Genomic DNA, 21,490 nt, shown 5'->3' with positions numbered 1-21,490 from the left:
ATTTTCACTTTGCCGCCGTACGCAACGGCTTTTCCCGACAAGAGAGGCGACCCGTGACAATACCGACCGTTCGCATGCACCTGTGGCTGGAACTGGGGGAAAGCGTCTATTTCGGCATGGGCCGGGCCATGCTTCTCGACAGAATCGAGGAATACGGCTCCTTGCGCAAGGCGGCGGAGTCTCTCGGCATGTCCTACCGGGCCGCATGGGGAAAGCTCCGGAGCACGGAGGAAGTTCTGGGAGAGGCCCTGGTGGAAACCGTGGGCACCAAACGCGGCGGATACCGCCTGACCCCGGCGGGCCGCCGGATCCGGGACAATTTCATCGCCTGGTTCAAGGCCGTGGAAGAGGCCGCTCTCATCCAGGCCAGACATATTTTCGGCAAGGACGTACAAAGCTACGCGGAAAGAGAAATGTCGGAGCATCCGGACGAAATGAAAAGCCGGTGACCCCCGGCGGACCGGGGCGGCGATGCCCGCTTTCCGAAAGCACCCGGACTCTGCCCCGCCCAGACAAAGAAACCCTTCCCCGGCTTCCCGGAGAAGGGTTTCTGCATTCACGGCGCTCCGCACCTACTTCAGATACCTGAAGAACTCGCTTTCCGGGGTGAGCACGAACTGAGTCTGACCTTTCATGGTCTTCTTGTAGGCGTCCATGGTACGTACGAATTCATAGAACCCGGGGTCCTGGGCCAACGCCTGGGCATATATCCCGGTGGCCGCGGCCTCGCCCTCGCCGCGCAGGGCCTCGGCCTCGCGCTGCGCGTCGGCCAGCATGACGGCCCGCTTCTTGTCCGCCGCCGTGGTGATCTTCGCCGCTTCCTCGCGTCCTTCGGATCGGTACTGCTTGGCCTGCCGTTCACGCTCGGCCTGCATGCGGCCGTAAATGGCCATCTGGTTCTCCTGAGGCAGATCCGTTCTCTTGATGCGGACATCGATGATATGAATGCCGTATTCGCCAAGCAGCACGTTCGACTTGTCCGTAACTTCTTCCATGATGGTCGACCGCTCCGTGGCCACGATTTCCGTCAACGTATAGCGGCCGAGAGCCTCGCGCATCTGAGAATAAACTATGTCGTCGATGCGGGCCAGACCGTTCTGAATACCACGCACGGTTCTGTAGAACTGCAACGGATCGACAATTCTCCAGCGCGAGAAATTGTCCACGACCATGTTTTTCTTGTCGCGCGTGATGATCTCCGAAGAAGGAGCATCGTATTCAAGAACGCGTGCGTCGAAAAACACGACTTTCTGGATGAGAGGAAGCTTGAAATGCAGGCCGGGGCCGTAATGGGATTCACCGACGGGTTTGCCGAGCTGAAGCAGAATGGCTTTCTGGGTCTGGTCGACAATGAAAATGCATTGCAGCAGCAAAAACAGGCCCAGACCGGCGGCGAGTAAGATGATCTGCGGCTTTTTCATCAGTTGCTTCCTCCTTCCTTCATCCGTTCCGGCACGATTTCTCCCGCGCGCCGCTGCAGGGGAAGATAGGGGAAGACCCGCTGCATGGAATCGTTGGAAATGATGATTTTTTCCAGTTCCGGGCGGGACATGATTTCTTCCATTGTTTCCAGATAAATGCGTTTCTTCGTGATGTCCTGCGCCTTCCTGTACTCCGCGAGCACCGACAGAAAGCGGTCGCTCTCGCCTTTGGCCTGGCGGATTTTGGATTCCTTGTACGCCTGGGCCTGGTTCAGAATGGCGGCCACCTCGCCGCGCGTGCGGGGAATGAGATCGTTCTCGTAGGCTTCGGCCTCGTTGATGAAGCGGCTTTTATCCTCCTTGGCGCTGGCCACGTCCTTGAAGGCATCGATGACCTGCCTGGGCGGATGCACGTCCTGCAACTGCACGGCCATGATCTTTATTCCGCTCTGATAACTGTTGAGAATGCGCTGCAACAGGACGCGGATATCGTTCTGGATGGTCGTCTTGTCGTCGGTCAGGGCCGCGTCAATCTTGTTGTAGCCGATGACTTCCCGCGCGGCAGCCTCGGCTGCGTCCTTCACGGTTTTTCCCTGGTTCGCGATGTTGAACAGATAGTTCTGCGCGTTCTCAATCACGAACTGCACGGTGAGCTGCACGTCAACAATGTTCTCGTCGCCGGTCAGCATGAGCGATTCTTCGGAGACAAGGCGAGTGGCGGAGCTGGAGCTGAATGTGGAAGCGGGATTTCCGCGAAATCCGATCTCGAGCCGCTGAATTTTCGTCACCTGCGGGGTGAGCACGGACTCGAAAGGAAACGGAAAACGATAATGCGGTCCGGGTTCCGTGATGCGGTTGAAGGCTCCGAAACGTTTCACCACGCCCACTTCGTCGGGCTGCACGATGTAGATGCCGCTGCCCAGCCAGATGAGCAGGATCGCCGCGAGAATGATCTTCCATCCCGGAAGACTCATCTGCCTGAGCTGTTTGACTTTCTCGTTCAGATCACCCAAGTCCGGCCCATGCGCTGGGCCGGATTGCCTCTGCCGCTTTTCCTGTAGTTTTTCCCAGTCCCAGTTCATAATTCCGGAACAGTAAGAGAGTCCCGGACACAGGTCAAGAAATCGCAAACAGACGGGCAAGTTATGGCGGAAACGGACAAGACCATCGTGCAGGTGTATACGGACGGTTCCAGTCTGGGCAATCCCGGCCCGGGCGGGTGGGGAGCCATTCTGGTCTGGGGGGAAAAACGAATGGAAATCTCCCGGGGGTACCGGAAAACCACCAACAACAGGATGGAAATCAGGGCCGTGCTGCATGCCCTCGGCACACTGAAAAAGCCCTGCGTGGCCCATGTGCATACGGACTCCCGGTATGTGTGCGACGCCGTGGTGAAGAAATGGCTGGACAACTGGCTGCGGAACGGATGGAAGACCGCCGGAAAAAAAGACGTCAAAAACAGGGATCTGTGGGAGCGCCTGCTGCCCCTTCTCCATGCCCACGATGTGCGTTTCCATTGGATCAAAGGGCATGCCGGGCATCCGGAAAACGAACGATGCGACGAACTGGCCAAAAACGCGGCCATGGGGGAAGAGCTCGCGGAAGACGCCGGATTTACGGACGCATGATCAATCTTCCGGCGTAAGCGACAGCCGCTCCCGCGCACCTGTATTGACGCATTGCGGAAAAACTTTCAGAAGGAATCATCCGGCAGAACCGGAAAAATGATGACGCGAACCCGAACCATGAACGAGGACGAAGACATGGCCAATCCCGAAGAAATGTACCAATGTCAGATGGTCAACTGCGGATACATCTACAATCCGGACAAGGGTGACAGAAAAGGCAAGATCCCCAAGGGAGTCCAGTTTGCCGACCTGCCCGAGGACTGGAGGTGCCCTGTCTGCGGGGCCTCCAAAAAGGCCTTCAAGCCTCTTGCCGGGCCCGGATCAACCAAAGACAGCTGAAAAATCCCGGAAAACAGATCACATCCCGTCCGCCGTCATTTACCGCGGCGGGCGGCCTCACACACCTCAGGCGTCCCTCTGTTTTAGCCTCCCGTCCCGCTCAGAATCCACCTCATACCGTCCCGGCCAGGAGGTCTGCGGCCTCCACGGACGGCAGGCTGACATCCGGCCAGTCCGGCCCTTCCTGCGCCGTAAACCCCGGCAGTTCCACGCGCCAGTGATGCAGAAACAGTCCGCCGGGCTCCCCTCTTCCATAGATCGGGTCGCCTACCAGCGGAAACCCGGCGTGGGCCATGTGCGCGCGGATCTGGTGCCGCCGCCCTTTCCGGATGCGGATCAGCACGGCGGTGCCTTTTTCCGTGGCGCCGAGGGGCCGGACAAGCGTCCAGCGGACAGGCTCGTCATCTTCCTCCAGCACTTGGACAACCCGCCGCTTGCTGTCCAGAATCCGGCCGCGCACGGAAAAATCCCGGGCAATACCGCCGTGGGCCAGGGCCAGATACCACTTGCGGACATCTCCCGCATCCTGCCACGCGCTGTAACGCGCGCCTTCTTCGGAAGATGCGGCCGCCAGCACCAGACCCGACGTGAGAAAATCCAGGCGGTTCAGCAGCATCCAGCCGTGCATCCCCATCCGGTCCAGGCAGGATTCCAGACACGGTTCGCCCTTGCCCCGCACGGTATGTACCCCGCCCGGTTTCATGACGGCCGCGAACCCGTTTTCCCGGCGCACGACATGTGCCCGCACCGGAACATCGTTTATCCCGGCGTCCAGGGTTTCCACGCGCACCGTCTGTCCGGGGTGGACAGGCATTCCCTTGCGCGCGGCGCGCCCATCAACCAGAACCAGCCCCTGGCCGATCAGAAGACGGGCCTGCCGCAGGCTGATGCCCAGCACCCCGGACACGGCCTTGTCCAGCCGTCCGGTAAGGATGGTTCGCGGCAGAATGAACGTCTGAGGCATGGATTCAGCACAGCTGAAGGCGCGTCCGGACGGCCGCCCGGCACATGCCCATAAAAAAATGTCGAGGATTTTTCTGCATCGGAACACGCCTCTCGTTCATGACGCCTCGGAAAATCCAGGCCGTTCCCGTTCCATGATATCAAGCCAGATCCCGGTAAGTTCCTGGTCCCACTGCGAGCCGGCCCCGTCCTGCAGAATGCGGACAACCTTCTCCATGGGCAGAGCCCGGCGGTACGAACGGCTGGAGGTCATGGCTTCATAACTGTCCGCCAAGGAGATGATCCGAGACAGAAAGGGCACCGCGTCGCCGGACAGCCCATCGGGATACCCCTGGCCGTCCATGCGTTCATGGTGGTGGAAAACAATCGATGTCACCTCCCCCATGGATTCGATCTGCCCCAGAATCTCCCGGCCCATAAAAGCGTGACGCTTCATGATCTCGAACTCTTCCTCACCCAGCGCTCCGGGCTTGTTCAGAATACGATCGGGAATGCCGATCTTCCCGATGTCGTGCAGTATGCCGGCGACATAGAGCTTCTCCAGTTCGCCGGAGCCCAGCTGCAATGCCCTCCCCAACCGGCAGGCGTATGTGGCCACACGTTCGGAATGCCCCTTGGTGTACAGATCCTTGACCTCGACCGCATGGGAGAAGGACCGGATCATCTCATGGTTCATGGCGTGCAGCCGGGGATAGAGGCGGGCGTTCTCCAAAGCCGAGGCCGTATGCGAGGCGAAAACGCCCAGCAGTTGCAGATCTTCTGCCCTGTACAGCGCTTCGCTGCCGTCGCGGACAAGAGCGATGACCCCGATGCGCTTCTGCGGCAGATCAAGAGGCAGGGCCATGACCGAATAATTGAAGCCCCCGGGAAAAAGGGACGGATCGAAGGAGGAATCGTGCATCGTGAATCTGTCGAGCAGATGGGAACGCCCACTCGCCATGACCTCCCGGCACAACTTTGTCACAAAGCGGTTCAGTCTCTCGTTGAGGCGCAGCAGATTTCCCCGGACGATGTTCGGACTCTGGTCCGGAAGATCGGGCAGAAGAAGGCAGATGCTGTCCGGATTGAAATTCTCGCTCAGATGACACAAAAATTCGTCCACCACCGCGATATGGTCGAGCTGGCTGGCGAGCCCCTTGCTCAGATTGAGCATGCGTACCACGGCGGACAGTTTTTCCTGCTTCCGGCGGATGACCCGCCGGTCCAGAACCGCATGAACGCGCAGGAGCATCTGCTTGATGTCGAATGGCTTGGATATGTAGTCCACCGCGCCGTCCCGCATGAACTCCACGGCGGTTTCCGTGGTGCCGAACCCGGTCATGACCAGAAAATCCACGTCCAGATTGCGCTGTCGGATCGCCGTCAGCAGTTCCTGACCGTTCATGTCGGGCATGCGCAGATCGCTGATGACCAGATCATACTGATCAGCTTGCCGAGGGCCTCGCGTCCACTCCCGGCCACATCCACATTGTATCCGTCATCCGTCAGGGCTTCCTGGTAGATCTCCCGCAGTGCGGACTCGTCATCCACAACCAGTATCTGAAATGCATCCATCTTGAGGATTCCATATATTTGCCAAGGCGAACGCGGGAGGCCTCCCAAGGGGCTTCCTGACGAACGCGAGGCTTCGTCAAGAGTGTACAAGAAATGGATGTGTCATGCGTTCGCACGATGCATCCATTCCTCACTTGCGGCCAATTTTCTGACTGCGCGTCAGTAACGGGACGCCTCAGTCAAAGAGGGCGTTTACAAACTCCTGTCCCGAGAAGGGACGCAGGTCTTCCATTTTTTCTCCCAGTCCCACAAAGCTGATGGGCAGGCCGAATTCCAGGGCGATGGCCACGATGATGCCGCCTTTGGCCGTACCGTCGAGCTTGGTCAGAATGACCTCGGTCACGGGAGCGGCCTGAGAAAATATTCTGACCTGGGACAGGGCGTTCTGGCCCGTGGTCGCGTCCAGCACCAGCACCGTGCGGTGCGGGGCGCCTTCCAGTTTCTTGCCCAGCACGCGGTTGATCTTCTTCAGCTCTTCCATGAGATTGTGCTTTGTCTGCAAACGCCCTGCCGTATCCACAAAAAGCAGGTCGTAGCCTTCTTTCATGGCATAATCCACGGCCTCGAAAGCCACTGCCGCCGGATCGCTGCCATGCCCCTTGGCATAAAAACCCGCGCCGATCCGCCTGGACCAGACCTGCAACTGCTCGATGGCCGCGGCCCGAAAAGTGTCTCCGGCGGCCACCAGCACCTTGCGGCCCTGCATCTGCGCCCGATGAGCCAGCTTGGCGATGGTGGTAGTCTTGCCTGCACCATTCACGCCAACCATGAGGACGACCTCCAGCGGGTTCGGAGCCGCGGGGGGCGCGGGGTCGACGAAGACCGCGGCCATTTCCTCCTTGAGCAGGGCCTTGAACTCCGCCGCATCCCGGGCCGCGCTCTGGCGGAGTCTGGGTTTGAGGCGCTTGAAAAGTTCTTGGGTGGCGTTCACGCCCACATCGGCCATGAGCAGGATTTCCTCCAGTTCTTCCCAGAAGGCGTCGTCGTAGCCGCCCGCCATGGCCAGCAGCTGGTCGATGCGCATGGTCAGCTGGGCCCGGGTCCTGTCCAGCCCGGCGGAAAGCTTCAGGAAAAGGCGGTCGCGCTCGTCCTCCTCGTCCTCCAGCTCCAGAGCAAGGGCCATGCGGTATTGCAGTTCCGAGCGGAACTCATCCACATGATCGTATTCCATGTCCCGCAGCCAGGTATCGAAACGGCGAATGAAATCCTCGCCTTCGGCGGCCGGAACCTCCAGCCGGGCAAACAGGAAGCGCAGCCGGTCCCACAGGGGTTCGCCGCGTTTTTCCACTCCGGCCAGCAGATGCGTCATCCATGCGGACAGTCTGGGTTCGGCGCCCTCCAGAGCCTGAAGCAGATTCTGCTGCCAGGGTTCGAGCCGTTCGGCGGAAGGCTTCTCCTGGAAAAGAACCGGCTCCCTGGCTTCCTCCCGCTCTTCAGGAGCCTTCGCCCCGAAGCCGAAAAATTCCCGCCAGCCGCCTTTTGCTTTGGAAGGAGCAGGTGGCTCCGGCCGGACGGACCGGGCTTCTTCCGGGGGCGCGGTCTGTGGCGCGGAATCTTCATGTTTTTTATCCGCATCCACCAGAGCCTCATCCGGTGCCGTGGCACTGATGTCCGTCCCCCGCTCCGGCTCCGCAAAAAAATCTGTCTCCGGGCCTTCCGGCGCTTCGGCGGGCCGTTCTTCAGCCGCACGGATCGGTTCCGGCGCGGCCGGGGTTTCCGCCTGAACGGTTTCCGGCGATTCTCCGGCCGGGGAAAGAATTTCCTCCGGTCCGCCGCCGGATGTTTCCTGCGTCGGCTGCGAATCCGCGCCCCAGAGTTTCTTGATGCTGGAGAAAAAGCCCATGACTGTTCCTGTGGAATAAATTTCGGATAAAGGGAGGTTTCGTAGCCTCTTGCCTCACAAAAGCCAAATCGGGGAACAGAGCCGGCCGGACCTGCGCTCATCCGTCGAGATCGGCGAACACCTCTTCCCAGACAATCTTGCCCCGGTCTTTGCGCATCCGGCGCAGAAGCAGATAGACCGCCCCGCTGCCGCCGTGTCTGGGCTGGGCCGTGGCGAAGGCCAGCACGATCCGCTTGAGCGGGGCCTGGGTCAGCCAGGAGGAAAGCTCCTGACGGAGCACGCCCTGGCCGTCGGGAGAGTTGAGCCCCCGGCCGGTGATGACCAGAACGGAGCGCTTTCCTTCCATGTAGCTGCGCCGCAGAAAGCCGGACAGGGCCGTTCTGGCCTGCTCCGCGTTCATGCCGTGCATGTCCAGATGCCCCTGGATGCTGAACTGTCCGGCCCTGAGCTTCTGGATTGTCCTCGAGTCCAGCCCGCGGACCTGCCCCGTCAGAAATTCGCGGGAATAGTCCATGTCAAATTCGATGTGCTCTTCCAGAAGGCTCGAAAAGGACGGCGGCGCGGCGGGCGTCTTCCGGGAAACCGGCGGCGTCACGGCCCTGCCTCCGGGCCCGAGGGGAGTGACTCCGGCCACGGCCGCCAGGAAGGCATCCTCCTCGGACAGGGACTCCGGCTCTTTCTTCTCCAAAGGGACAGGGCGGGCCGCGCGCTTCAGCCGTTTCCGCAGCTCCGGATTTTTTTTGAGTGCTTCAAAAGGATTATGCATGTTCGCCCGCCGTGGTCCCGGATGCTTATATGAAAAAGCCCGGAGCGCAAATCCGCCGGAGCGCCCCGGGCCCGGTTCCGGGATACGCCTGAAGGCGGACATGGCCGACGGAAAAAATCGTGCATTGATCATGGGACGTAACTTTTTTACGAAACGGCTCCGGCTGCCGATCTTTCCGGCGGCGCACGAACCTTGCGGCCGCCAGGCCGGACCATCCGGCATCATCCTTCAAGGAGCCATGAATGAAGATTACCTTTCTCGGAGCCGCCCGGACCGTGACCGGCTCGTGCTATGTGCTGGAATGCGGCCGGTCCCGCTTCGCCATCGACTGCGGCATGCATCAGGGCAACCGCGACATCGAACTGCGCAACCGGGACGAAGACGGACTCTACCGCCCCGAGTCCCTGGATTTCATTCTGCTGACCCACGCCCACATCGACCATTCGGGCCTTCTGCCCCGTCTGGTGGCCCAGGGTTTTTCCGGCCCGGTGTACGCCACGGCTCCCACCGTGGACCTGCTTGGCATCATGCTGGAAGACAGCGCCCGCATCCAGGAAACCGAGGCCAAATGGCGCAGCGCGAAGAAACAGCGGACCGGCGCGCCGCCGGTGGAACCCCTCTACACCGTGGAGGACGCCCAGCAGGCCCTCACGCAGCTGAAGACGCAGGAATACAACCAGGCCTTCGAGCCCGCCGAGGGCATCCGCGTGGTGTACAACGACGCCGGACACATTCTGGGCTCGGCATTCATCGAGCTCTGGGTCCGCGAAGGCGACACCGAACAGAAACTGGTCTTTTCCGGAGACCTGGGCCGTCCCAATCAGCTGCTGATCCGCGATCCCCAGACCGTGGAAACGGCGGACTTTCTTTTTCTGGAATCCACCTACGGCGGACGCAATCACAAAAACGAAACCCAGACCAGGGACGAACTGGCCGAGGCCATCGCCTACAGCTACAGCCGGGGCGAAAAGGTCATCATTCCGGCTTTCGCCGTGGAACGGACTCAGGAGCTTCTGTATTCCCTGCACCTGCTGCGCAAGGAAGGCCGTCTGCCGGAGGACATGCCCGTCATCGTGGACAGCCCTCTGGCCATCAAGGCCACGGAAATTTTCCGCAAGCACTGGGATTACTACGACCAGCAGACCAAGACTCTGATGAAGGACGGCGAAAATCCGCTGGAACTGCCCAACCTGCGCTACACCCTCACGCCCGAGGAGTCCCGGGCCATCAACACCAATCCGGGACCGGCCGTGGTCATTGCGGGCAGCGGCATGGCCAACGCGGGCCGGATCAAGCATCACCTGCGGCACAATCTCTGGAAGCCCGGAGCGGCCATCGTCTTTGTCGGCTTCCAGGCCGAAGGCACGCCGGGGCGGCGCATCGTGGATGGAGCCCGGAGCATACGGATTCTGGGCGAAGAGCTGGCGGTCCAGGCCAGGGTGTTCACCATCGGCGGTTTTTCCGGGCACGCCGGGCAGCAGCAGATACTGGACTGGCTCTCCCACTTCCGCAACCCGGACATGCAGGTCTATCTGGTGCACGGGGAACATTCGGGACAGGAGGTGCTGGCCGGTCTGATCCGCGAGCGGTTCGGACTGGAAGTGCACATCCCCGACTATCTGGACGAATGCCTGCTGGAAAAGGGCGGCCGTTTCGAGCTTACGGCCAGACCGTACCTGGCCGCGCCGCGCATCGACTGGGAATACCTGCTGGAGGAAACGGCGGACAAACTGGGACAGGTGCGGGACCGGGTGGACTATCTGCGGCGCATGGGGCAGACCAACCAGGTGGAAATCCGGGGCGGACTGCTGGAAATCAATTCCCGGTTCACGTCCATCCTGTCCGAGCTCATGTTCGAGCAGCGCAACGGCGGCGAAAAATAGTCCATGCGGATCATCGCCGGGGCCCTGAAAGGACGGCGCATCCGCACCACGGAAGGACCGGGATACCGCCCGGCCACGGGGCGGGTACGGGAGTCGGTCTTTTCCATGCTCGAATCCCTGGGTGTGGACTGGTCCGCCTGCCGGGCGGCGGATATATTCGCGGGCAGCGGCGCTCTGGGCATCGAGGCCCTGAGCCGGGGAGCCGCTTCGGTACTTTTCGTGGAGCTGGCGGCGCGTGCGGCGGGGCTCATCCGGACCAATCTGGAGGAACTGGGCGTCGCGCGCGAACGCTGGCGGCTGGTCAGAGGCGACGCCTTGCGCTGGCTGGCTTCGGAGACGCCTGCGGCCTGGGATCTGGCCTTCGTGGATCCGCCCTATGGCCGGGACGCCCTTCTGCCCGCCCTGCTCCATATGGCGGAACGGGGCTGGCTGGCGCACGGAGGGCTCCTCTGCGCCGAGCTGGAAGCCGGGCTGGAGCTTGAGGAGCCCGTCCATCCGGCCCTGACCCTCCTGCGGGACAAATCATACGGACAAACAAGGATCCTCATATGGCGCAAAGAGTAGAACGCGCGGCCGTCTATCCGGGCACCTTCGATCCCTTCACCAACGGGCATCTGAGCATCGTGCGCCGGGGCCTGGAAGTCTTCGACCGCGTTGTCGTGGCCGTGGCTATGGACTCGGGAAAAAATCCCCTGTTCTCGCTGGAGGAGCGGGTGGACATGATCCGCGAAACTTTTCGCGGTCAGCACCGGGTGGAGGTGGAAGGATTTTCCGGCCTGCTGGTGGACTATGTGCCGGGCAAGGGAGCCAACACCATCCTGCGCGGCCTGCGGGCCGTCTCGGATTTCGAGTACGAATTCCAGATGGCCCTCATGAACCGCAAGATCAAGCCCAGCATCCACACGGTGTTCATGATGACGGACTACCGCTGGCTGTACATCAGCTCGACCATCATAAAGGACGTGGCCCGGCTGGGCGGAAGCATCGAGGGGCTGGTGCCCGAGAACATTCTGCACCGGGTCAGACGGCGCATGGACGAACGCCGCGCCGTGACCGGAGAACCGGCGCGGCCATGATCTCCCTCGTCTGTCTGGTGGGCGCCACGGGCACGGGCAAGACCGACGCGGCCCTCGCCCTGGCCGGAGCAGTGGGCGGCGGCGTGGTCAATTTCGATTCCCGGCAGGTATACGCCGGACTGCCCGTGGTCACGGCCCAGCCCAGCCCCGGAGAGCAACGCCGCTGTCCGCATCTGCTCTACGGCTATCTGCCGGTGGAAACGCCGGTCCGGGCCGGGGCCTTTTCCGCCGAACTCCTCGGCGCGGCCCACAGCCTGAAAAGCCGGGGACTGACGCCTATTCTGGTCGGCGGAACAGGACTTTATCTGCGCGCTCTGCTGGACGGGCTGGCTCCCATCCCGGATATTGACCCCGCCGTCCGGGACGCCGTGAGCCGGGAGTGCGCGGCCCTGGGCTCCGCAGCTTTGCACGCACGCCTTGCCGGACTCGATCCGGACTACGCGGCCAGAATCCATCCCAATGACCCGCAGCGCATCTGCCGCGCCCTGGAAGTCTGCGCGGGCACCGGGAAAAACATGACCTGGTGGCACGGCCAGACCCAGGCGCCGCCGGATCTGCGCGTCCTGAAGATCGGTCTGCGGGCCGAGCTGGACCCGCTCACTCCCCGCCTGGCCCGGCGCATCGACCTGATGCTGGAACGTGGCGCGCGGGAAGAAGTGGCGGCGGCCTATGCCTCCTGCCCGGACAGGAACGCGCCGGGATTTTCCGGCATCGGCTGCCCGGAGCTTCTGTCCGTACTGCTGGACGGCGCGGACATGGAGGACGCGAAGCTCCGCTGGCTGCGCAACACCAGAGCCTACGCCAAGCGGCAGCTGACCTGGTTTCGCGGAGACAAGAGCGTCGTCTGGTGCGAGCCTTCGGACACGAAGACGATGACGGCCCATGTCCGGACCTTTCTGGCGGCCGGGGAATAAAGCGGGTTGCGAATAAAATGAATGAACTGCAGGGAGTTGCCCGCAAATCCTGGTCACGAAATGTAAGCAGGCAGGCCTTGCCTGCCGCAAAATAGGCATTTCAAGCGTTCGATACATTACGGCCCGCACCGGAAAATTTCGCGGCGGCATCCCTGAGGGCGCGCGGCGCAACACAAATCCGGGAGTTTTATCCCGGCGGGGCAGTGCGGCGGAGCTCCGGAATCTTCCGCCCACGGAGGCTTTATGTGGAAAAATCCGCTTGGCGCGTGTCTGGTCGTGCTCTTCCTGCTGACTCCGGCTCTGGCCGATCAGGTGGTGTCCGTTGCCCCGCTCAAGAACGGCGAAAAGGAAGAGGCCGTACTGAACCGCGCCTTCGACCAGGCCATTGCCCTGGAAATGGACGACATTCTGGGCTCGGCCCTGCCCGGCGACCGGCGGCAGAAAATCATGACCATCCTGGCTGCAGAGCGAAACACCATAGTACGCGGGTACAGCGCGGCTCCCGATGCTGAAGACGCGGCCAACGCTTCGGACGCAGAGAACGCCTCGGAGGAAGTCCATCCCGAAACGCTGACGGTGAATGTGCGCATACAGCGGGAAGAGCTGCGCGCGCGGCTGCGTGAGATGGGCGTTCTGACCACCGCCCGTGCTCCGCTTCCGTACGTGCTCATGCTTGAGAATGTGGAACCCGCCCGCACAGCCCGCCTCGGCTTTCTGCAGGATGTGTCGGGCCTGCATCCGGTAGGCGCGGCCGGTGCGGAGGTGCCCGTGCTGCGGCTGATCCAGTTCGGCGACTGGCGCGGCACCCTCTCTCTGGGTCAGTGGAACGCCACACGGGAAAGCCGGAGTCTGGATGACGTGTGGTTTTTCCTCTGGAAGGAGTACTTCACCCGCCCGGGCAGCCTGACCCAGCAAGATCTGGGACTGGGTGTGCGGATTTCGGGATGGGCTTCCAGCGACGGCCCTATGGAGTTCGACCGGCTCATGGACCGGTGGAACGCCGAGATCGATCAGAAAACCCTGACCGGCATGGAAATGCACGGGGGCGGAATGGCCGCCGTATGGCGCATCCGGCCCAGATCGGACTCCAGGAATGCGCTCCTGACGCGGCTCAAAGACGCGGCCAAGGCGCAGGGGCTGAAGCTGGAGATATTTTAGAAAGCCTTGTCTGCAAAAATCCGAAAAGCTCTTTGAGAGGTTACTTGGCCTGAATACTGTGCGAGCCTCCAGCTGAAAGCTGAAATCTCTGTAGAAGTCATTTCACAATTCTAGAAAAAGTCATGAAAATCGTGTAATCGAATTTCATGAGCAAATACCAAAGATTAACAGATGAACAATGGGCAATTTTGGAACCTCTCCTTGCAAATAAGGCTTCCTCTGTGCGGGGAAGGCCTCCTGTCCATGATGACCGCTCTGTACTGAACGGCATCTTATGGGTATTGCGCACTGGTGCCGCTTGGGCTGACTTGCCGGAGAGATTCCCGTCTTCATCAACCTGCTATCGCCGATTCAGCAAGTGGGTCAAAACGGGCGTATTCCGAAAAATCCTTGAGGCACTCGCCCGTGACCTTGAAGAGCGTGGGGCCATAAACCTCTCGGAATGCTTCATTGACGGCACGTTCGTGGTAGCAAAAAAAGGGGCGCAAAAGTGGGAAAGACCAAGCGGGGCAAAGGTACGAAGCTCATGGTTATTGCAGACGCTTCTGGTCTTCCACTCGCCCTGCACACGGATTCTGCTAGCCCTCATGAAGTCACCCTTGTCCAAGCTACCCTCGATGAAATTGTCACCGTGGGACAGCCCAGACGAATTATTGGGGATCGTGCCTATGACAGTGATCCGCTCGATAACGCCCTTGCTGCCCAAGGGATTGAGATGATCGCACCACATCGGCGCAATCGAAAACGTAAGGCAACGCAGGATGGTCGCCCCTTGCGGCGTTATCGTCGCCGTTGGAAAATCGAACGACTTTTTGCTTGGCTCAATACGTTTAAGCGGACAATGGCACGCTGGGACAGGTTCCACCAACACTTTACCGCCTTTGTTCATTTAGCATTTTCCATGATTTTACTCAGAAGAGTTATCAAGGAATTATGAAATGACTTCTAATCAGACCTGGGCTGTACGCCTGTCCGGTTCGCCCAAATCCCGCAGCAGCACACGCGGCGGAAAAGGCAGATCCGCCTGCGGGGCCTGCAGTCCCAGGCGCTCCCGCACGTTGACGCAAACTGGGCCGGTCAGATTGAGGGTGGTTCCTTCGGGATCACCCTTGGGCACGGTCACGCTGACCAGGATGACCAGATCCCGGATGCTTCGCACTTTCAGCAGCTTCTCTTCCGCCGTGCCCAGACGGATCTCGTAGTCCGGCAGAAAAGGGAACGGATCGGCCAGCATCATGCCCATGCCGGGCACTTCCACGCTCTGCAGAAAATGAAAGGGCGTTCCGGGTTTGAACTCCACCAGGACAAATTCCCGCAGAGCCTCGAAGCCAATGAGCCCGCGCGGGAAATGGATCATCCTGTCTCTGTCCACTTCCAGCTTTCCGATACGCGAATTTATCGAGATTCTTTGCTTGTCCATAACATTGCCGCCGCGATGAGATCGTCATTATCGAGAGCCAGGGCGGAGGTGTTCTGGCCCTGCACCTTGAGGTAAATTTCTTCCCGGTACACGGGCATCCGTTCGGGTAGGTCCAGGCCGATCTTGACCTGCTGCCCCCTGACGCTCAGCACTGTAATCTTGATGTCGTCACCCACATGCAGGCTTTCGCCCGTGCGGCGGGAAAGAATCAGCATGGCGTCCGCCTACAGATAGTTCATGAGGCTCATGCGCATGATCATGGAAGACGACCGCAGCACGGCCTCATACGCGAGCTGCTGGTTGGTCAGGTCGGTCATGAGGGTGACCAGATCGACATCCTCGATCTTGCTTTTGCGTTCGGTCTCGTTGTGTTTCAGACCCGTGAGCACTGTGTCCGCCACGACCAGCCGGTTTTCCCGCGCCCCCACCGAGGCCATCTGCGTGGTGAAGTACTCGTGGCATTTGGTCAGGCTGTCCAGAGCCTGGCCGCATCCCTGCTGGTCGTTGTTCTCCAGGGCCGCCACCAGCTTGCCCACGGCCAGCATGATGTTCTTCTCCTGGCCGGACTCGATGAACACGGGTTCCGTACCGTATTCGTTGTACCCGCCGAAAATCTCGGACCCGATATTGTTGACCTGCAGATATTCACCTGTCGAAATTTCCAGATTGTGCGCAGCCGTCTGCGGATGAATGGTGAACTGCGCCCCCACCGGCAGGTTCAGATTGCCGTTTCTTCCGGACAACACCAGCTTTCCTCCCGGCACGAGCAGTTCCACGGGCTCCGCCGCATTGGGCGCGGAATGTCCGTGGGACCAGTTCCGTCCTCCATCCATGCTGTAGGAATAGACGATAGGCCGGTTCGATCCGATGCTCACGGCGGTGGAATTGGCCACGCGAACCATGACGTCCCTGTCGAACACGCCCTGCCCCGCGGCGTTGACCGTGCTGCCCGTCTGCATAACCGCGGTCTGACCCGCGTGCACGGTGAATTCCATGTCCGTGGCATTCGCCGTGGGCGCTCCCATCAGCCGGATGCCTCCATAAGGGGTGTTGATCACCGGAACCGGGCCGGATCTGTCCACGGGCACGGTCACTCCCGTCGTGGAACCACCGATGAAATACTTCGCCGTCGCCGCTGCACCCAGAGTCGGAGCGGAAAGCGTCACCCGCACATCCTTTTCGAACCCGCCCACAGGATGGGCCGTGATTGCAGGGTCCCCCTTCGCGTAGGTCACCGCGGCCTGGGAGCGGTTGTCGCCCTTGTATACGGCCGCCGGGGCCACCGTCAGCCAGCCGCCTGAGGAGGTCTTGGTGTTGCTTTCCGGACTCAGTTTCACCTTGTGTCCTTCCCTGAGCGGCACACTGGCCCCGCCCAGATCCAGTTTGAAAGGTCCTGTCCTGCCGACGGTGCCTTTCTGCCAGGTCACGCCGCCGTCGGAACTGTAGCGGTAGGAAATCGTGTTTTTACCTACCTCCGCCGTGGCGTTCTCAGCGCCCAGAAACTGAACCATGATGCTGCGGGTCGAAAGGCCCGTGGCCAGTCCCAGACTCTGGCCGCTTTCATCATGAACCATGAGCGCTTCCTCGTAGGCGCTGGGTTCGAACTTGTGTCCGCCGAAAATGGAATTTCCCTCGAAACGGGTGTTGGCCAGATTCATCAACTGATGAAAAAGCTGCCGCGCCTCGTACGCCACGGCGTTGCGGTCCGACGCGGTCATGGTGCCCGTGGCTCCCTGCTCCGCCAGACTCTTGATCCTGGTTAGCACCGCACTGGTCCGGAGCATGGTTTCGTCGGCCAGTCCGAGCCAGCCTTTGGCCCTGTCGATATTGGTCCGATACTGGTCGATGGCGCCGATGGACGAACGGTAGTTCAGCACACGGGACATGCCCACGGGATCGTCCGAAGGCTTGTTGATGCGCTTCTGGCTGGAAGACTGCTGATTGAGTTCCATAAGTCTGGACTGCGAATCATGCAGGTTATGCAGAAAACCGTGATATTGATTGCGTAGCGATACGCGCATTTTCATTCTCCCGTCGTCACATGGCCGCGTTCCGGAAGTCCGCCCGGATTATCCGGAAAGCAGTCTCCAGGCGGCCTAATGCCTGAGTCCGAGCAGCACCTGCAGCATGGAATCAGCCGTGGTGATCATCTTGGCCGCCGCGGTGTAGGCATGCTGAAGTCTGATCAGACTGGTCATCTCCTCGTCCAGGTTCACGCCCGAAACGGCGTCCTGACGAGCCCTCAGATCCGAAACCAGAGCCTTGTGGTATTGCGCATTGAACTTTGCGCTCTGGGAATCGGAACCGGCCTTGGCCACCAGAGAGGAAAAATATTCTCCCAGCGGCTGCCAGACGTTTCCTTCGGTCACGCTGTGCATGGACACGTTCTTGCGCTGCAGTTCAGCCAGGGCCAGAGCCGTGGCGTTGTCGCCCGAGTTCATTTCTCCGGCGCCGTTCACATGTCCCGCATTGACCAGGGCCAGGTTGGAACGGACCACCTGATTGACGGCCAGCGTCCGGGCATCGGAGCCGTCGAAAAAGGTGTTGATGCCCAAAGCGGCCAGAAGCCCCGTGGAGTCCGACCCGAAGGCGAACTCGAAGCCCTTGTCGGCCTTGATCTGCAGGCGGCCATCCACGATGGATGCGCTCAGGCCATCCACGGCGTCGAATGCGGCGGCCACATCCTTCAGAGTGTGTCTCATCGGATCGAAACCCTGTCCGCCGCCGAAGTCGAGATTCACGGCGCTCACAGCCTTTTCGCCGGCACCGGAATAAAGATAGGCCATCAGGTTGCCGCCGCTCAGCCGTTCTCCGTAAGTCAGTCTGGCTTCGCGGCCGCCCAGGGCGGAATCGGAACGCGACGCCTCATAGGTGGCCGTGACTTCGGAAAAACGTCCGAGTCCGGCCCCCTGGGAATGAATCCTGTTCACTTCCCAGACCAGGCTGGAAGCGAGCGTGTCCAGCTTTTCGCGGTACGCGCCGATCCCGGCGTCGCGAAACTGGAAGTATCCGGCCAGGCTCCCGCCCGTCAGGCGGCGGTCATTGTCCTGCCCGTCGGGCAGAATCTGAGGCGTGATGTTTACCGCGGAGGAAGAAGTTTCGTACCAGAACAACGTACGCTTGGGCAGAACCTGAAACCTGTCTCCCGCGACCAGTTCTCCACGTCCGCCGAAAGAAACGGTCACGTCCCCACCGGGCAGGGTCACCCGGCCGTTGTAACCGGCGACGGGAAACCCGCCGCCGAGAGCATCCGTAAGCCAGGTGACGCCGCCGTCGATGGACACCCGGAAAGTCGCGCCCTGGCCCACCCGGCCGCCTTTGACCACTTCCAGCGTGTATTCGTGCGAAGAGGAGCCGGTGAACTGCACGGAACCCTCGAAGGTCGAACCCTCCTTGCGGTCCATGATGCTCTGCATGCCCTCGAAGGCCAGCCGGAAATGCTCTCCCCTGTCCACCAGAGTGTGCCCGGCCGTGGTCATGATGGTCACATTGCCCCGACCGTGGTCGATGTAGCGGATGTCCATCTTCTCGGCCAGCTGGCGGACCAGGGCGGCCCGCTTGTCGCGCAGGCCGTTGGCGTTGTTCTTGCCCGTCTCCTCGTCGATATTGATCTTGGTGTTGATCTCGGCGATCTGGACCAGAATGCCGTTTATGGCCTCCACATCCTTGGCGATGAGATCGTCGGCCTGTTCCTGCAGCCGGGCCAGACTGCCGTCCGCCGCCTTGATGGCGCGCTCCAGATTGGAAGCCAGGCCCATGAGGGCCGTACGCGCGCTGTTGCTGTCCGGGCTCTGGGACAGGGTATGCCAGCCCTTCCAGAACTCGGTCATGGCGGAGTTGATGCCCGAATTGCCGGACTCGTTCAGAATCATCTCCACGCTTTTCAGATTCTCGGCAAGCTTGTCCCAGCGCTGCTGCTCCGACATCTTCCCGTTGTACTGGGATTCGATGAATTCGTCGAAGCAGCGGAGCACCTCGGCGGCATTAGCACCCGTACCCAGTTGGCCTGGCTTGTGATTGAGATAGTGGCCGTCCTCGAAGCGGACTTTCTGCCTGCTGTAGCCTTCGGTGTTGGCGTTGGAGACGTTGTTGCCCACCACGCCGATGGCGGCCTGATTGGCCAGCAGGGATTTTTTCCCGATATCGAGCAGCGAGAGTGCGCCCGGCATCTAGAACCTCCCGCTCACCAGGGCCGCCGAGGCCGGACGGTTGTTCCAGATGCCGCGGGCGGTGTAGGTGTTGCGTTCCGCGGGCGCGACCCGTTTCTGGAACTGGGAGAGCAGCTGGCCGCTCTGCTCCCACAGGGCCATGGCCAGCTCCGCATTGACGGAAGCCTGCCGGGCGCTTTCCTGCTCGTGCAGGACGATGCGTTCCACCCATGTGTCCGCCGCCTGCCGGGCCTCGCCGGGCAGGCCGTCCAGATACTCGGCCAGGCGGGAAAAACCTTCCATCCCGAGACGGCGGATCAGAAACTCCCGTTCGCGCACCAGCTGCCGGATCAGCTCCTGAGTGGAAATTTCCAGACCGGCCACCTGGTCCGGCCGCCCTTCCCGAAGGAGGGAATATTCCTCGCGCAGAAGCGTGCAGAGAAGCTCCGAACCCCTGGCCTGACGAGCGAGACTGTGCAGAATAATCCGATTCATGATGCGCCTCCATGCAGCCCGCCGTCATGTCCGCCCACCGCGGGGCGGGCGGGCCGCTCATCTGGAATTTGCAAGTTCCCGGCCATGTCCGGAAGGTCCGAGAAACTCCCGCACGAAGCGGGTTTTCCAGAGAAAACAGGCGGACTTTTCCCGTTCTCCCCCGGCGGCGCGGAAAAAATTACCGGCCCTTCAGCCTTCCTCTCCCGCGTCCATCCGCACCATCCGCAGCGCCTCTTCCAGATCCCCGGCGGTGTCCTGCTTTTCTCCCAGGCCCGGATTGTGCGCCCACTCGATGCTGCGGGCCAGCATCTCGGCCTGGTGCTGGGCCGTTGCGGCGGCCACGGTCCGGCCGTCCGGCGCCGCAACGGCGGAATCCGTCCGGGCGGACGCGGAGGGTACCTGCAGAGGATTCATGGGCGCGGTGGAAACAGTATCCTTGCTGGCATCGAGCAGCCGCTCCGAAAGATTGGCATGCAGCATGTCCGCAAGCCCGAGGCCGCCGCTTCTGGCCATCTTCAGAGACAGTTCCTGGTCGAACATGGACAGGTAGCTTTCCTCTTCCTTGGAATGCAGCATCCCCTCCTTGGGCACGGAGGAACGCATCTGCTTCCATATCTGGCCGATGAACACGGCCTCGAAGTCCTGGCAGACCTTTCTGAGCCGGGCCTCGTCCTGCTCCTTTAAGCCCTGCGGCCCCGAACGCAGTCCCCGCAGCCGGTCCGACAGGTTCCGGACGGACGAACTCAGTCCATTTTCGGCAATTTCGTTCATAGCGCCCTCACATTGAATATTGTCACAGCACTTCGAGATCCGCATGCAGCGCACCGGCCGCCTTCATGACCCGCAGGATGGAAATCAGATCCCGGGGCGTGGCGCCGATGGCGTTCAGGCCGTCCACCAGCTCCTGAATGGACGCTCCGTCCATGAGCACCAGCCGCCTCTGTTCTTCGCGCACGCCGACCTGAGTGGCCGGCGTGACCACGGTCTGCCCCTGGCTGAAGGGACCGGGCTGGGATACCTCGGGCCGTTCCGAAACAACCACGTTCAGATTGCCGTGGGAAACCGCCACACGGGACAGGGTCACGTCGGAGCCCAGCACCACGGTGCCCGTTTTTTCATCCACCACGACCTTGGCCCGCATCTGGGGCCGCACTTCGAGATTCTCCAGAGAGGCCATGAGGGACACGATGTCTCCCTGATGGCTGGGCGGCACGGCCAGCTTCACCGTGGAGGCATCCTGCGCGTGGGCGAAGGTTCCGCCCAGAGCCCGGTTCAGGCTGTCCATGACCTGCTTGGCCGTGGAAAAGTCTTCCACGCCCAGGGTGATGGTCACGTCCCGCTGCTCGTTGAAGGCAAAGGGCACGCCGCGCTCCACCACGGCTCCGTTCGGAATCCGGGCCACGGTGCTCACGTTCTTGGTGGCCGAGGCAGCCTCCCCTCCGGCGGAAAACCCGCCCACGGCCAGCGGCCCCTGAGACAGGGCATAGACATTGCCGTCCACGCCCTTGAGGGGCGTGAGCAGCAATACGCCGCCCATAAGGGACGCCGCGTCACCGACGGAAGACACCGTGACGTCCAGCCGCGAACCCGGCCGGGCCGAGGCCGGCATCCTGGCCGTGACCATGACCGCGGCCACATTCTTGGGTTTCAGAGCCGCGCGGTCCACCTTTACGCCCATGCTCTCCAGCATGTTGGTCATGGACTGCACCGTGAACTGGGAACCGCCCTTGTCTCCGGTTCCGGGCAGGCCCACCACCAGGCCGTAACCGACCAGATCGTTGGTGCGCACGCCCCCGAAGGTGGCGATGTCTTTCAAGCGCACGCCCAGAGCGGGCGTCAGCGAGGCGAAAAAAAGCGCGCAGCACAGAACCGGCGCGGCCAT

General features: G+C 61.4%; 23 protein-coding genes. 9 read left to right on the top strand and 14 right to left on the bottom strand.

Translation table 11 applies throughout. From position 1 onward, the window contains the following. Positions 1-53 precede the first annotated feature (53 nt). Positions 54-449 carry a winged helix-turn-helix domain-containing protein gene (locus tag AXF15_RS08495; protein WP_151192332.1) on the top strand — a complete coding sequence of 132 codons (396 nt, stop codon included), beginning with the start codon at positions 54-56 and terminating at the stop codon, positions 447-449. A 123-nt stretch (positions 450-572) separates the two neighbouring features. Here AXF15_RS08495 and hflC read toward each other — a convergent pair whose 3' ends face one another. Then, positions 573-1,421, bottom strand: a complete 849-nt coding sequence (gene hflC, locus AXF15_RS08490; RefSeq protein WP_066606007.1) for a protease modulator HflC — start codon at positions 1,419-1,421, stop codon at positions 573-575. After that, positions 1,421-2,503: an FtsH protease activity modulator HflK gene (gene hflK / locus AXF15_RS08485; protein ID WP_066606005.1), complete on the bottom strand. Its 1,083-nt coding sequence runs from the start codon at positions 2,501-2,503 to the stop codon at positions 1,421-1,423. Before hflK ends, hflC begins: the two co-directional genes overlap by 1 nt. A gap of 63 nt (positions 2,504-2,566) precedes the next feature. Here hflK and rnhA point away from each other — a divergent pair, with 63 nt between their 5' ends. Together rnhA and AXF15_RS08475 are read left to right on the top strand one after the other, a co-directional pair. Then, the gene (rnhA, locus tag AXF15_RS08480; RefSeq protein WP_066606002.1) at positions 2,567-3,049 is read left to right on the top strand and encodes a ribonuclease HI; all 483 of its coding nucleotides are present in this window, start codon (positions 2,567-2,569) and stop codon (positions 3,047-3,049) included. Positions 3,050-3,184: 135 nt separating this feature from the next. After that, a complete protein-coding gene (locus AXF15_RS08475; RefSeq protein ID WP_066608854.1) occupies positions 3,185-3,388 on the top strand; it encodes a rubredoxin in 204 nt (67 codons plus the stop codon). Between the two features lie 112 nt (positions 3,389-3,500). On the opposite strand, the gene AXF15_RS08470 is transcribed toward AXF15_RS08475, so the two are convergent. The 5 genes from AXF15_RS08470 to AXF15_RS08450 form a co-directional block, all read right to left on the bottom strand. Continuing rightward, positions 3,501-4,352, bottom strand: coding sequence for a pseudouridine synthase (locus AXF15_RS08470; RefSeq protein ID WP_066605999.1), 852 nt, complete (start codon positions 4,350-4,352; stop codon positions 3,501-3,503). A 96-nt stretch (positions 4,353-4,448) separates the two neighbouring features. Next, a complete protein-coding gene (locus tag AXF15_RS08465; RefSeq protein WP_236884751.1) occupies positions 4,449-5,735 on the bottom strand; it encodes an HD domain-containing phosphohydrolase in 1,287 nt (428 codons plus the stop codon). Next, entirely contained in the window at positions 5,732-5,905 is a 174-nt protein-coding gene (locus tag AXF15_RS14575; protein ID WP_236884750.1) for a response regulator, read from the bottom strand. Before AXF15_RS14575 ends, AXF15_RS08465 begins: the two co-directional genes overlap by 4 nt. A gap of 175 nt (positions 5,906-6,080) precedes the next feature. After that, entirely contained in the window at positions 6,081-7,748 is a 1,668-nt protein-coding gene (gene ftsY / locus AXF15_RS08455; RefSeq protein ID WP_066605987.1) for a signal recognition particle-docking protein FtsY, read from the bottom strand. A gap of 97 nt (positions 7,749-7,845) precedes the next feature. Continuing rightward, the gene (locus tag AXF15_RS08450; protein ID WP_083518100.1) at positions 7,846-8,514 is read right to left on the bottom strand and encodes a Smr/MutS family protein; all 669 of its coding nucleotides are present in this window, start codon (positions 8,512-8,514) and stop codon (positions 7,846-7,848) included. A gap of 242 nt (positions 8,515-8,756) precedes the next feature. On the opposite strand from AXF15_RS08450, the gene AXF15_RS08445 reads away from it, so the two are divergent. From AXF15_RS08445 to AXF15_RS13535, 6 genes are all read left to right on the top strand, one after another. Next, positions 8,757-10,397, top strand: a complete 1,641-nt coding sequence (locus AXF15_RS08445; protein WP_066605983.1) for an MBL fold metallo-hydrolase RNA specificity domain-containing protein — start codon at positions 8,757-8,759, stop codon at positions 10,395-10,397. Positions 10,398-10,400: 3 nt separating this feature from the next. Continuing rightward, complete coding sequence (gene rsmD, locus AXF15_RS08440) at positions 10,401-10,961, top strand: 16S rRNA (guanine(966)-N(2))-methyltransferase RsmD (RefSeq protein ID WP_066605981.1); 561 nt, start codon at positions 10,401-10,403, stop codon at positions 10,959-10,961. After that, positions 10,946-11,473 (top strand): pantetheine-phosphate adenylyltransferase, encoded by a 528-nt coding sequence (gene coaD / locus AXF15_RS08435; RefSeq protein ID WP_066605979.1) that lies wholly within the window; start codon positions 10,946-10,948, stop codon positions 11,471-11,473. The genes rsmD and coaD overlap by 16 nt, the downstream gene beginning before the upstream one ends. Beyond that, positions 11,470-12,387 (top strand): tRNA (adenosine(37)-N6)-dimethylallyltransferase MiaA, encoded by a 918-nt coding sequence (gene miaA, locus AXF15_RS08430; RefSeq protein ID WP_066605977.1) that lies wholly within the window; start codon positions 11,470-11,472, stop codon positions 12,385-12,387. The genes coaD and miaA overlap by 4 nt, the downstream gene beginning before the upstream one ends. A gap of 243 nt (positions 12,388-12,630) precedes the next feature. Continuing rightward, positions 12,631-13,545, top strand: coding sequence for a hypothetical protein (locus AXF15_RS08425; RefSeq protein WP_066605974.1), 915 nt, complete (start codon positions 12,631-12,633; stop codon positions 13,543-13,545). A 146-nt stretch (positions 13,546-13,691) separates the two neighbouring features. Further along, a protein-coding gene (locus AXF15_RS13535; RefSeq protein ID WP_151192331.1) for an IS5 family transposase occupies positions 13,692-14,482 on the top strand; the annotation gives its coding sequence in 2 pieces (ribosomal slippage) (positions 13,692-14,037 and positions 14,037-14,482; 792 coding nt in all). A gap of 12 nt (positions 14,483-14,494) precedes the next feature. Here AXF15_RS13535 and fliW read toward each other — a convergent pair. The 7 genes from fliW to AXF15_RS08385 all read right to left on the bottom strand — a co-directional run bounded on the left by fliW (position 14,495) and on the right by AXF15_RS08385 (position 21,490). After that, positions 14,495-14,965 (bottom strand): flagellar assembly protein FliW, encoded by a 471-nt coding sequence (gene fliW, locus AXF15_RS08415; RefSeq protein WP_066605969.1) that lies wholly within the window; start codon positions 14,963-14,965, stop codon positions 14,495-14,497. Next, positions 14,941-15,180, bottom strand: coding sequence for a carbon storage regulator CsrA (gene csrA, locus AXF15_RS08410; RefSeq protein WP_066605964.1), 240 nt, complete (start codon positions 15,178-15,180; stop codon positions 14,941-14,943). The genes fliW and csrA overlap by 25 nt, the downstream gene beginning before the upstream one ends. 9 nt (positions 15,181-15,189) lie before the next feature. Next, a complete protein-coding gene (flgL, locus tag AXF15_RS08405; RefSeq protein WP_169793634.1) occupies positions 15,190-16,986 on the bottom strand; it encodes a flagellar hook-associated protein FlgL in 1,797 nt (598 codons plus the stop codon). Positions 16,987-17,061: 75 nt separating this feature from the next. Continuing rightward, the gene (gene flgK / locus AXF15_RS08400; RefSeq protein WP_066605960.1) at positions 17,062-19,134 is read right to left on the bottom strand and encodes a flagellar hook-associated protein FlgK; all 2,073 of its coding nucleotides are present in this window, start codon (positions 19,132-19,134) and stop codon (positions 17,062-17,064) included. Beyond that, entirely contained in the window at positions 19,135-19,608 is a 474-nt protein-coding gene (gene flgN, locus AXF15_RS08395) for a flagellar export chaperone FlgN (protein ID WP_066605954.1), read from the bottom strand. A gap of 189 nt (positions 19,609-19,797) precedes the next feature. Then, positions 19,798-20,379: a rod-binding protein gene (locus AXF15_RS08390; RefSeq protein ID WP_066605952.1), complete on the bottom strand. Its 582-nt coding sequence runs from the start codon at positions 20,377-20,379 to the stop codon at positions 19,798-19,800. A gap of 22 nt (positions 20,380-20,401) precedes the next feature. Then, positions 20,402-21,490, bottom strand: coding sequence for a flagellar basal body P-ring protein FlgI (locus tag AXF15_RS08385; protein WP_066605944.1), 1,089 nt, complete (start codon positions 21,488-21,490; stop codon positions 20,402-20,404).

It is taken from the genome of Desulfomicrobium orale DSM 12838, from assembly GCF_001553625.1.
GTDB lineage: Bacteria > Desulfobacterota > Desulfovibrionia > Desulfovibrionales > Desulfomicrobiaceae > Desulfomicrobium > Desulfomicrobium orale.
The sequence above is the reverse complement of the archived record's forward strand: the minus strand, read 5'-3'. Positions and strand labels throughout refer to the sequence as shown.